The 12,090-nt window shown below is 64.7% G+C and carries 11 protein-coding genes; 5 read left to right on the top strand and 6 right to left on the bottom strand.

Annotated features, from left to right (window positions below; translation table 11 throughout):
- Window positions 1-32: 32 nt before the first annotated feature.
- Window positions 33-1,589, bottom strand: coding sequence for an MFS transporter (locus NK8_RS26265; RefSeq protein ID WP_213232632.1), 1,557 nt, complete (start codon window positions 1,587-1,589; stop codon window positions 33-35).
- Window positions 1,586-2,065, bottom strand: a complete 480-nt coding sequence (locus tag NK8_RS26270; RefSeq protein ID WP_213232633.1) for a MerR family transcriptional regulator — start codon at window positions 2,063-2,065, stop codon at window positions 1,586-1,588. Before NK8_RS26270 ends, NK8_RS26265 begins: the two co-directional genes overlap by 4 nt.
- Window positions 2,066-2,238: 173 nt before the next feature.
- Between NK8_RS26270 and pssA the strand changes: the two genes are divergently transcribed.
- Window positions 2,239-2,853 carry a CDP-diacylglycerol--serine O-phosphatidyltransferase gene (pssA, locus tag NK8_RS26275; protein WP_162070167.1) on the top strand — a complete coding sequence of 205 codons (615 nt, stop codon included), beginning with the start codon at window positions 2,239-2,241 and terminating at the stop codon, window positions 2,851-2,853.
- On the opposite strand, the gene NK8_RS26280 is transcribed toward pssA, so the two are convergent.
- Both NK8_RS26280 and NK8_RS26285 read right to left on the bottom strand, forming a co-directional pair.
- On the bottom strand, window positions 2,843-3,799 hold the full coding sequence (locus NK8_RS26280; protein WP_162070166.1) for a LysR family transcriptional regulator: 957 nt from the start codon (window positions 3,797-3,799) through the stop codon (window positions 2,843-2,845). The genes pssA and NK8_RS26280 overlap by 11 nt on opposite strands.
- Before the next feature lie 92 nt (window positions 3,800-3,891).
- A complete protein-coding gene (locus NK8_RS26285; protein ID WP_213232634.1) occupies window positions 3,892-5,112 on the bottom strand; it encodes an MFS transporter in 1,221 nt (406 codons plus the stop codon).
- Between the two features lie 252 nt (window positions 5,113-5,364).
- Here NK8_RS26285 and NK8_RS26290 point away from each other — a divergent pair, with 252 nt between their 5' ends.
- The 3 genes from NK8_RS26290 to NK8_RS26300 all read left to right on the top strand — a co-directional run bounded on the left by NK8_RS26290 (window position 5,365) and on the right by NK8_RS26300 (window position 8,380).
- Entirely contained in the window at window positions 5,365-5,721 is a 357-nt protein-coding gene (locus NK8_RS26290) for a response regulator transcription factor (RefSeq protein WP_162070164.1), read from the top strand.
- Window positions 5,722-5,859: 138 nt separating this feature from the next.
- On the top strand, window positions 5,860-7,710 hold the full coding sequence (locus tag NK8_RS26295; protein WP_213233212.1) for an ATP-binding protein: 1,851 nt from the start codon (window positions 5,860-5,862) through the stop codon (window positions 7,708-7,710).
- Window positions 7,700-8,380, top strand: coding sequence for a response regulator transcription factor (locus NK8_RS26300; protein ID WP_162070163.1), 681 nt, complete (start codon window positions 7,700-7,702; stop codon window positions 8,378-8,380). Before NK8_RS26295 ends, NK8_RS26300 begins: the two co-directional genes overlap by 11 nt.
- A gap of 7 nt (window positions 8,381-8,387) precedes the next feature.
- Here the strand turns inward: NK8_RS26300 and NK8_RS26305 are convergent, their stop codons facing one another.
- Entirely contained in the window at window positions 8,388-8,576 is a 189-nt protein-coding gene (locus tag NK8_RS26305; protein WP_225936472.1) for a hypothetical protein, read from the bottom strand.
- Between the two features lie 110 nt (window positions 8,577-8,686).
- A complete protein-coding gene (locus tag NK8_RS26310) occupies window positions 8,687-10,264 on the bottom strand; it encodes a sensor domain-containing diguanylate cyclase (RefSeq protein WP_213232635.1) in 1,578 nt (525 codons plus the stop codon).
- 397 nt (window positions 10,265-10,661) lie between these two features.
- Here NK8_RS26310 and NK8_RS26315 point away from each other — a divergent pair, with 397 nt between their 5' ends.
- Window positions 10,662-12,080, top strand: a complete 1,419-nt coding sequence (locus tag NK8_RS26315) for an MFS transporter (RefSeq protein ID WP_162070161.1) — start codon at window positions 10,662-10,664, stop codon at window positions 12,078-12,080.
- Window positions 12,081-12,090 lie beyond the last annotated feature (10 nt).

The following is a 12,090-nucleotide window of genomic DNA, read 5'->3' on the forward strand; positions in this document are numbered from 1 at the left end:
GGGATCGAATTCCACTTTTGCGGCGCGGCGGTTCAATCGATGCGCGTCTGCCACGCCGCCACCACGCTCGCGCAGAGCGCAATGCCGATGATGTAGTAGAAGCCATCGAGCGAACTGAGAAAATTCGCCTGCTGCGTAACGACGCGGCTGATCTCGACGAGCGCCAGGCTCCTGGCCTCGGACGCGCTGCGCCCCATGTGTTCGAACGTGCCGATCAGGCTTTGATACACACTCTGAAAAGTCGGGTTGAACGGATTGACCGCTTCGACGAGCCGTGTCTGATGCAGCGCGACGCGATGCTGTTCGAGAATGATGATCGTCGCCGTCGAGAACGAATAGGTCAGTTGCTTGACGATGTTCTTGAAGCGATAACCGTGACTGTATTCATCGATTGCGAAGACGCGAAACGTCAGGTTCGCGACCGGCAACGCGATGAAGAGCAGCAGCATGCCACGCAGGATCATCGGCGCGATGAGCCACGGCATGCTGACATCGGGCGGCAGATTGATCATCCATGTGCCGATGAACGCGGCCATCAGAAAGCCGGTCATGATCATCCACTTCTTGTGTTTGATGCGCGACGAATAGCGAAAATAGACGACCGCCATCGCGAGTGAAACCATCGACGTGAAGCCGACGAGCCGCCCCGCGTTTTCCACCAGATAACCGAGGCCGCCTTCGAGCAGGCGCGAGACGAGAAAGCTCATCGCGTTGTTGATGTAATAGAACGCGATGTACAGCACGATGCCCACCTGAAACGTCTTTTCGCGCAGCGCATGCAGCCGCAACAACGGCTTCGGATGATGCCATTGATGCCACACGAACCATCCGAGCGACAGCAGCCCGGCGACTGTCAGCACGATCAACTCGGGCGACGTGCTGAAAAGCTCGAAACGCACCTGCTGCATGACGATCTGCAGCGCGCCCTGCGCGAACGCGAAGAGAATGTACGGCCAGAAATGCGCGTCGCCGCGCGCGTCGGGCTGCACGCGTCCCGAAGACGGCACGGCGAAGAACGCCAGCACGCCGAGCGCGACGCCCGCGAACGCGGTGCACGAAAAGAGCGCGCGCCAGCCCAGCGAGGCGACCAGATACCCGCCGCACAAGGGCGCGAGCGCGGTGCCGAGCAGAATCATGTTGAGAAAGCGGCGCGTCGCGGCGGGGCGCTCTTGCGCACTGAAGCGCGTCTGGATCAGGATGCGCGCGGCGCTCATCATCGGACCGATGAAGTAGCCCTGAAAGCCGCGCGCGAGCGCCAGTTCGATAGCCGATTCGGACAGCGTCGCCGCCACCGCGCCCGCCGCGAAAAGCAGCAGACATCCCGCGATATAGCGCCGGTTGCCGAGCCGCTCGATCCACCATTGCTGCAGCAGGATGCCGAGCACGGACGCCACCGCATACGCGCTCGATGCCCACACGAGCTCATCGGATGTTGCATTGATGCCGCCCGCGATATAGCTCGTGAAGAACGAAAAGACGGAATTGTCGAAGTAATCGAGACCCGTGGCGAGCGCGATGGCCCAAGGAAACAGGTCGCCACGAAAACGCCCGGCGATTTGCTTCGGATATCGAAACGAAGCCGTGGTCATTCGTCGATATCCTTGCGCGGCTTGCGCGCGGCCATGCGTTCCTGCAACAGCGTTTCCTTGCTTTCGCCCGCAATTCTCCGCCGCAGATAGTCGAGGTCGCCGGCGAGTTCGCTGCGCACCGCCTGTGCTTCCTTCAGTTCGCGGCGCACGGCGGCGATGCGCGCATCCACCGCTTCGATCTGCTGCGACAGCGCTGCTTCGATTTCGCGCAAGGAGGACGCCGAGTAACCGGTGCGGCCTTCGCCTTGCGTTTCCATCGGCCGCTTCAGCATCTCGACGATGCCCTGCAGCGAGAATCCCAGCGAGCGCAGGCGCAGAATCCGCGCAAACAGCTCCAGATCCTGCTCGCTGTAGAGCCGGTAGCGGCCTTCGCTGCGCGTGGGCGTGACAAGTCCGCGCTCCTCGTAGTACTTGAGCGTGCGCGGCGTGACTTGCAGGCGCTCGGCGGCGTCGCGGATGGTGAGAAGCGCGGGCATGGCGGATATCCCGATGACGATGCGGATGCCGCGTAGCTTAACACAAACCTGTACGTTCGCGTGCAGGTTTGCCGGGCATGCCAGGTGCTTGGGAAAGAGGGTGCGATGATAGACTTGAACGCCTCGCGACGCCGACCGCCGGTGCCGCCCGAACGTCACGAAAACAGAAACGAATGAAAGCCAAACGATTCTCGATGATCCGCGATTTCCACCTGGCCGACTGGTTCACGCTGGGTAATGCGGTGTGCGGCACGGGCGCGCTGTTCTCGTCGATGTCCTACCTCGACGATTCCGACGTCCTGCATATCTACCTCGCCTGCGCGCTGGTGTTCGCGGCGCTCGTTTTCGACGTGCTCGACGGCCGCATTGCGCGATGGCGTCAGAAGGCGTCGCTTCTGGGCAAGGAACTGGATTCGCTCGCCGACGTGATCTCGTTCGGCGTCGCGCCGGCGATCATCGGCTATGGATTCGGCATGCGCGGGCTGTATGACCGCGTGATTCTGGCGTATTTCGTCGCGTGCGGCGTGTCGCGTCTCGCGCGCTATAACGTGACGACCGAGGAAATGTCGGGCGCGAGCGGCAAGGTCACGCACTTCGAGGGCACGCCGATTCCCACGTCGTTCGTCATCGTGCTGTTGCTGACCATCGGCGCGTGGTCCGGCGCGATCGGCGAGAGCATGTGGCTCGGCACGGTGCGTTTCGGCGGCTTCACGCTGCATCCGCTCGTGCTGATCTATGCGATTTCCGGCTCGCTGATGATCAGCCGCATTCGCATTCCTAAGCCGTGACCAGTTGCGGCGCGCTCGTCACAGCGCGCGCCGCGCGGCCGGCGCTCACGTCGAACTTTCCCTGTAGCGACGTCGCCAGAAACTCGACGAAAGTCCTGATCTTCGCGTCGACGTGCTGGCGCGACGGATAGACCGCGTACACGCTCGCGCCCCGCAGCGGATAGTCGGGAAAGAGGCGCACGAGACGACCCGCGCTGATGTCGTCGGCGACGAAATAATGCGGCATCGCCGAGACGCCCGCGCCCGCCACCAGCGCGACGCGAATCGCTTCGGCGTCGTTCACCACGATCTGATCGGCGGCTTCGGCGTTGCCGGTCCAGCCGGATGCGAGTTCCGCGTGCCAGTCGCACGGATGCGCGAACGGTGCGTTGATGCGCGTGAGCGCGTGCATCGGCAGGTCGCCGACGGATTCCACCGCGTGACGCTTGAGATACGCCGGCGCCGCGACGAGCACGCGCTGAAAGCGCCCAACAATGCGGTAGGTGTGGCCCGAATCGGGCAGCGAGGCCGCCGACAGCACCGACACGTCGAACTGCTCCTGCACGAGGTCCGGCATGCCCGGCAGCAGTTTCAGATCGACCGTCACCTGCGGATGCGCGCGCCGGTATTCCACGATCGTCGACATCAGTTGCGTGAGGCCCAGATCGGGCACCGCATGCACCCGCAGGCGGCCGCGCGGGATCGTGGTGGCGTCGCTGGCTTCGGCGTCGGCGGCGTCGATTTCGGCGAGAATCGTCTTGCACTTGCGGTAGTAACGCTCGCCGCTGTCGGTGAGCGATACGCGGCGCGTCGTGCGCTGCAAAAGCCGCGTGCGCAGCTCGTCTTCGAGCGACACGACCGCGCGCGACACGATGCCCACGCTGCAATCCATGTCCTTGGCGACGCCGCTGAAGCTGCCGGTTTCGGCGACGCGCGAGAACACGCGCATGCTGAAGAGCTTGTCCATGTCCGCTTTACCTCCGATTCCGATCATGTCATCGATGGAATCAAGATACGTTCGCTAAGCGCTCCACGCCATCAGCCGTGCATACAGCCGGATCATCCTTGCGTATAGGTGCGGGCCGCGTGATGCCGGCCGATCACGATGAAATGCGCCAGCGCGATGAGCGGAAACACCGTCGCGACGCTCGCGACGAGCGTCCAGCCGCCGCGCTCGTAAAGCGGGCTCGCGAACGCCGAACCGATCGCGCCGCCGACGAAAATGCTCGTCATGTACACCGCGTTCAGCCGGTTGCGGCTCGTCGCGTGCAGCGCGTAGATTTCGCGCTGGCCGAGCACCATGTTCATCTGCACGGCGAAATCGAGCACGATGCCGGTCACGACGAGCGCGCCGACGCCCCATGCCGGATGAATCACCACCGGCAGATACGCGACGGCCGCGAGAATCAGCGCGATGAACGTCGCGCGCACCGTGTGGCCCGCGTCCGCAAGCCGCCCGGCGATGGGCGCGGACGTCGCGCCGGTCGCGCCGATCAGCGCGAAGATGCCGATGGCCGTCTGCGTGAGCCCGTAATGCCGCGTCAGCTCGACGGGAATCGCGGTCCAGAACAGACTGAACGACGCGAACATCAGCCCCTGATAGAGCGAGCGATGCCGCAGGACCGGCATCGTCCGCACGAGATGGCCGAGCGAGCCGATCAATTGAAAGTACGTCGCCCGGTGATCCGGCTGACGGCGCGGGATCGTGAGCGCGAGCACGGTCGTGATGCCGATCATCAGCACGGCGGCGGCGCCGAACATCGCGCGCCAGCCGAAGTGACCCGCGACGAGACTCGATATCGGCCGCGACAGCAGAATGCCGAGCAGCAGCCCGCTCATGATGGTGCCGACCACCTTGCCGCGCGATTCGTCGGGCGCGAGGTGCGCCGCGAGCGGAATCAGGATCTGCACCGCCACCGACGAAAAGCCGATCGCGAGCGAGATCACGAGAAACCAGCCGGGCGTGTGCGTGAACGTGGCGGCGGTGAGGCTCGCGATCGATACCAGCGCGGTCGCGATCATGAGCTTTCGGTTTTCCAGCAGGTCGCCGAGCGGCACGATGAAGAACAGCCCGAGTGCATAGCCGATCTGCGTGAGCGACACGATCAGGCTCGCCGTGCCGCCCGCCATGTGCAGGTCGGGCGCGATGAGTTCGGTGATCGGCTGCGCGTAATACAGATTGGCGACGATCGCGCCGCAGCAGAACGCGAAGAGCGCGATCAGGCCGCGCGTGAGCTCGACGTGCTTGCCGTCGAGCGCGGTCGATGTTGGAGTCGACATAAGGGTTTCCAGGGAGGCAGATCGGGACTATACGGTTTTGCCGCGCAACGCGCTCGACACGCCCTCCACCCGGTTTCATCACAGGAATGCCGGATTCGAAGCAAACGCTTCAAACCTATACGTACATATGATTTTCCGGGCGACGCCGCGTGCGTAAGATGACCTTCATTCAGGCGGTGGACCTGTCCCATGCCCGCCGACATTCACGCACGGCCCAGGACTACGCCCTTGCAATCCCCATCGAGAGTTTCCGTGATCGACGATGACGAATCCGTCCGCGTCGCCTCTTCAAGCCTGTTGCGCTCGCTTGGCTGGGAGGTCAGTCTGTATCCGTCGGCGGAGTCGTTTCTCGACGATGACTCGCTCGACGGTCTCGCGTGCATCATCACCGATCTCAACATGCCCGGCATGTCCGGCCTGCAACTGCAACAGCGCCTGCGCGAGCTGAAGCCGGGCGTGCCGGTCATGTTCATCACCGCATTCGCTTCCGACGCCGCGCGCCGTCAGGCGCTCGACGGCGGCGCGGTGTGCTTTCTCGGCAAGCCTGTCGACGGCGCGGCGGTCGCGGATTGTCTGGAGCGCATCAGGCAAGGCTTTTTGAAGGGCTAGAATTCATTTCGTCATGGTTTCGATGCGTCGCGCGCCAATCGCGACCTTTTCAACGAACGTCTTTTTCGAACGCTCAATGACCCAGTCGCTCGTCTCGTTCGTCGTTCGTTTCCATTCGCCGGCGTCAGACCGGCCGTGATGGAGACATTCCAGAGCGCGCCGCGTGCGGCGCGTCACGATACCCGCATCGTGTCGATGCTCGCGGCCGCCATCGCGCTGGGCGTGTTCCTGATCGACGCCCTCACGCCACTCGATATCGCCATCGCGGTGCTGTATGTGGTCGTCGTGCTGCTCGTCGCGTCGACGGGCAATCGCGCCGCGACCGTCACCATCGCGTGGGGCTGCGTCGTGCTGACGCTCGTCGGCTTCATTCTTTCGCACGACCAGAACGTGTCGGGCGGCGCGCTCGCGCGCTGCGCGGTGAGTCTCGTCGCGATCGGCACGACCGCCGTCCTTTCGCTGCGCAATCAGGCCACCACGACCAAGATGCAGGAGCAGCTCGAACTGCTCAATCTCGCGCACGACGCGATCGTCGCGCACGACATGAACGACCGCATCACGTTCTGGAATCGCGGCGCCGAAGCGCTCTACGGCTGTCCGGCGCAAGAGGCACTCGGCCAGCCGATCCATCGCATGACGCAGGCGCACTCGCCCGTGCCGCACGCGCAGATCCGCGCGGAACTGCTGCGCTCGGGCCGCTGGGACGGCGAGATCACGCGCGTGCGCCACGATGGCAGCGAGATCGTGATCGCGAGCCGCGCGGCCTTGCTGCGCGATGCGAAAGGCCAGCCGCGCGCGGTGCTCGCGACGAGCAACGACATCACGCAGCGCAAGCGCATGGAAGCGGAGTTGCAGCGTCAGCGCGACGCGTTGAAGCGCAGCGAGGCGTTCCTGCTCGACGCGCAACGCCTGTCGCGCACGGGCAGCATCGCGACGCGCCTGCCCGCCGGCACGATGTGGTGGTCAGACGAGGCGTATCGCATCTTCGATTACCCGCGCGATATCGAACTGTCCATCGACGCGATTCTCGCGCGCACGCATCCCGACGACGTCGAGATCGTGCGCGGCGCGCATCACGCGGCGCTCGACGGCGCGTGCGACATCGACGTGGAGCATCGTCTGCTGTTGCCGGACGGCACGGTGAAGCACGTGCATTTCGTCGCGCATCGCGCATCGACGGAAGCCGATGGCGATGAATACGTCGGCGCGCTCATGGACGTGACCGACACCAAGCTCGCGCAGGAAGCGCTCGCGCGCTCGACCGCCGAGCTCGCGCACGTCACGCGGGTCACGATGCTGGGCGAGCTGGCCGCGTCGATCGCGCATGAAGTCACGCAGCCGATGGCCGCGATCGTCACGAGCGGCGACGCCGGCTTGCGCTGGCTCAACCGCGCGCAGCCGGAAATCGCGGAGGCGCAGCAATCGATCACGCAGATGATTCGCGACGCCAGGCGCGCGAGCGAGGTCATCGCACGCATTCGCGCGATGGCGAGAAAGCGCGACAGCCAGCCCGCCACGCTCGATGTGAACGAGATCGTCGGCGAGACGATCGAACTCGTGCGGCGCGAGCTTGCGCGTCATCGCGTGGAGGTTCGCACCGAACTCGCGACGCCCGCGCCGACCGTGCAGTGCGATCGCGTGCAGTTGCAGCAGGTGCTCATCAACCTGATCATGAACGCCGCGCAGGCGATGTCCGGCGTGAACGGGGCGCGCGTGCTGCGCGTCGCGACGGGCGGGAGTCTGAGCGATGAAGGCTGTGTGCAGATCACGGTGCAGGATTCCGGCACGGGCATCAGCGAGGACAACGCCCGCCGCCTCTTCGACGCGTTCTTCACGACGAAGGCCGAAGGCATGGGCATGGGTTTGTCGATTTGCCGTTCGATCATCGAGGCGCACGGCGGCAGGATCTGGGCGGAATCGCCCGATGAAGGCGGCGCGCGCTTGCGCTTCGTGCTGCCCGAACACGCAGGGGGAGACGATGAGCATTGACAGGGACGCGGACACGAAGACGAGCGGCGCGATGGTCTACGTGGTCGACGACGACGAATCGATGCGCGACGCGCTGCGCATGCTGCTGCGCTCGGTCGGCCTGAGCGTGATGACGTTCGCGTCCGCGCATGAATTCCTCGCGTACGACATGCCCGAGGTACCGAGCTGCCTGATTCTCGACGTGCGTCTGAAGGGGCAAAGCGGGCTCGCGGTGCAGGAGCAGATGGCCGCGAGCCAGCTCGGCTTGCCGATCGTCTTCATGACGGCGCACGGCGATATCGCGATGACGGTGAAGGCGATGAAAGCCGGCGCGAAGGATTTTCTCGCCAAACCGTTCCGCGATCAGGACATGCTCGATGCCGTCGCGCAGGCGCTGGAGGCCGATCAGGAACGGCGCGCGGCGAGCCGCTCGGTGGCCGACTTGCGGCGCTCGTACGATTCGCTGACGCCGCGCGAGCGCGAAGTGATGGCGTTCGTCGTATCGGGTCTGATGAACAAGCAGATCGCGGCGGAAATGAGCCTGAGCGAAATCACGGTGAAGATTCATCGCGGCCAGGCGATGAAGAAAATGGCGGCGCGCTCGCTCGCCGATCTCGTGCTGAAAGCCGAAGCCCTCGGCGTGAAGATGCCGCAGGGCGCATCGACGCCGTCGCGCGCGCAGCGGCCCTGAAGTCGGCTTAAGGTTGCGGCGTCGTGATGGACGCCATGTCCTCGGTGAGCGCGATGCGCTCCAGCGGCAATTCCGTGTCGTAACCGGCGCGATCGAGCGCGCTCCAGTCGTGCGGCGCGTTCACCGAATACCACGTTCCGAACGCCAGCACGGCGGCGCAACCCGATAACAGCCTGCGTGTCGATGTATCGCTCATGGTGCGCTCCGTTTGCCTGACGATGACATCAGGATAAGGATGCGCGTGTGCGTTGGCCATTCTACGAACGACTCGGCGCGGTTATACGAACGTGTGATGTGTCGTCCCGATTACCACGCCCGCCCTCTATCCCCCAACGCGGCGACGACCTGCTCGTCATTGGCCACCGCTTCGCCGTCGCGATCGGAGAACCGATAGCCGCCGCGTTCCTCGGATTTCGCCTCGTACAGCGCGGCATCGGCGCGTTTCAGCGCGCTCTCGAACGGCTCATAAGGCCGCGCGAGCGCGATGCCGATGCTCACGCCCACCCGCAGCGTCTGCCCGGACGCGAGCGCGTACGCCGCCGACAGCTCGCGGATGATCTTGCGCGCGAAGGCCGCGATCGACGCATCCGCGATATAGGTCGCGACGATCGCGAATTCATCGCCGCCGAGGCGCGCGGCGAGTTCGCCGTGACGCATCACGTTACGCAGGCGGTCGGCGACGAGCTTCAGCAATTCATCGCCCGCGTTGTGGCCGTAGGTGTCGTTCACGCGCTTGAAGCCGTCGAGATCGACGTACATCACCATCACTTTGTCGCGGCCCGCGCCGCCCGCCATCAGACGCTCGGCGTGATCGCCGAGATAGCGCCGGTTCGGCAGGCCGGTCAGTGAATCGTGATGCGCCCAGTGCAGGATCTTCGCCTCGGCTTTGCGGCGCTCCGTCACGTCCTCGATGATGATGACCGAACTGCCGTCCGGCACCGGGTTGCGGCTCAGTTCGAGATGCCGGCCATCGCGCAACGGCAGATCGAGCGGCAGGTTGCCGTCCTTGAGCCACTGCGCACAGCGCTCGGAGAACTGCGCGCGCAGCGCTTCGCCGAATTTCGCGAGACCCACATAGCCGATGAATTCCGGCAAGGACACGTTCAGCCGCAGCATTTCGACGGTCGCGCCGAACAACTCGGCCGCCTTGCGGTTCGCGATCACCACCTTGCCCGCCGCATCCACCGTGCAAAGGCCGTGTGGCATGTGCGCGAGCGCCGCGTCGAAGCGCGCGGCGATTTCGGCGTGGCCCTGCTCGGCGGTCATCAGCGCGACGAGCCCGCGATAGTGGCGCTGCACGACCGAGACCATCGCGCCGGCGTAGAGAAAGAGCGGCGGCACGAGAATCCAGTAACCGGCCGGACCGAACAGCCCGCCGACGCCGATCGGCAGCGCGCCGAGACACACCTGCGCGATCGCCAGATGCGGCGTGCCCGCGTTGCGTGACGCGATGCCGCCGAGCAGGCCCGCCGTCACCATGATCGCGAGCGAGGTCAGCACGGCGTCGCCGGAGATGACGCAGGCCATCGTGCCGAGGCCGGTCACGAGACACGTCGCGAGCGCGAACGGCGCGTAACGCGCGGCCCACGGACCGGGATGCGGCGCGCTCGGGCGGCTCAGCGCGCGATAGCGGCACACGATGAACAGGCGCGCGGCGAGCAACAGCGCATCGGCGGCGACCCAGAGAATCGTCCAGACGGCCTGCAGGCGGCCGAGCGCGATCATCGCGACGAACGCGCTCGAGATGCCGGACAAGAGGAGCGGGCGGACGTCCTCGACGAGCGTCGACAGCAGCGACGCGCGAATGGCGGCCGTGATGCGTCCGTCCTCTGTCGCCGGTGGCGTGGCCAGAATCGAATCGATCAAGGACGGGTTGCCTGACATACGGAAGACCGGGCCAGCGAGAGGGCGAAATGAGGGCGGCGGCGATGCCGTCACCGCCGGTACTCGTGTTTACGGCTCCGTCTGCACAAGCTTTAGGCAAGACGCGGGTGAGTCGATATAGATTATTCGCCCGGAGCGCATTCTGACTTTCCTTTGCGCTGGATTATGTTTTTCCGCCGGCATAGTAATTTATCGCTCAATCCTTTCATCGATTGGGGGCGCCCGGGTTTTGCCTCATCGAAAGCTTTCGATACAGGGGCGATGATGGCTGGATGTCCGTTGCGCGAGCAACGGGCATCGTCCGTCGAGAAAAGAAGGCAACTGTGATATCGGTATAGAAGCATCGTCGCGACGATGGCCGCAGAAACCGTCGGGCGAGCCCATAAAAGGAGACGTCATGGACACGAAGCCTGCCTCATCCGGTGCATCACGCGAGTCGCACGCCGAGCACCACAAGCAGACGAAGAAGGCCACCGCGAGCGGCTGGATAGGCTCCGCGCTCGAATACTACGATTTCTTCATCTACGCGCAGGCCGCGGCGCTGATCTTTCCACAACTCTTCTTTCCATCCGGCAACCCCAAAGTGGCGATCGTCGCCTCGCTGGCGACATACGGCGTAGGCTACGTCGCGCGGCCGATCGGCGCGTTCGTGCTCGGTCACTGGGGCGACACGCACGGCCGCAAGACCGTGCTCGTGCTGTGCATGTTCCTGATGGGCGGCTCGACGATGGCGGTCGGTCTGCTGCCGACCTACCACAGCGTCGGCATGCTCGCGCCGACCTTGCTCGTGATCCTGCGCCTCGTCCAGGGCTTCGCGGTCGCGGGCGAAATCTCCGGCGCGAGTTCGATGATTCTGGAGCACGCGCCATTCGGCCGGCGCGGTTTCTTCGCGAGCTTCACGCTGCAGGGCGTGCAGGCCGGGCAGATTCTCGCGGCCGCGGTGTTCCTGCCGCTCGCGTACTACATGCCCGAGGACTCGTTCAATTCGTGGGGCTGGCGCATTCCGTTCCTGCTCTCGGCAGTCGTGCTGATCGCGGGCTATATCATCCGGCGTGAAGTGCACGAAACGCCCGCCTTCGAGAAGGAAGGCGAAAAGGGCGCGGTGCCGCGCTCGCCGATCGTCGAGGCCTTCAAGTACAACCTCGGCGACATGATTCGCGTCGTCTGCATGGCGCTGATGAACGTGATTCCCGTGGTGGCGACGATCTTCGGCGCGGCCTACGCGGTGCAGGCGGCCTACGGCGTCGGCTTTCACAAGAGCGTGTATCTGTGGATTCCGGTCGTCGGCAATATTCTCGCCGTGATCGTGATTCCGATCGTCGGCAATCTCTCCGACAAGATCGGGCGCAAACCTCCGATCATCTTCGGCGCGATCGCCTCGGGCCTGATGTCGTATCTGTATCTCTACGCGATCAGCATTCACAGCGTCGGCCTGGCGATCGTCGCGTCGCTGCTGATGTGGGGCATCGTCTATCAGGGCTATAACGCGATTTTCCCGAGCTTCTATCCCGAGCTCTTCCCGACGCGCACGCGCGTCTCCGCGATGGCGATCTCGCAGAACGTCGGCACGACGATCACGGCGCTCCTGCCCGCGCTCTTCGCGACCGTCGCGCCGCCGGGATCGACCAACATCCCGGTTCTGATCGGCTCGATCACGCTCGCGGTGACGATCATCGCGGCCATCGCGGCATGGAGCGCGCGGGAGACGTATCGCATTCCGCTCAGCCAGCTCGGCGAACGGGATGCACGGCCGGTCGAGAAAACGGAATACGACCGGCTGCGCGCGGAATCGGTGGCGAACGCGCGCGTTTCGTAAGGCTCTCTCC

The sequence above is a fragment of the Caballeronia sp. NK8 genome (assembly GCF_018408855.1).
GTDB lineage: Bacteria > Pseudomonadota > Gammaproteobacteria > Burkholderiales > Burkholderiaceae > Caballeronia.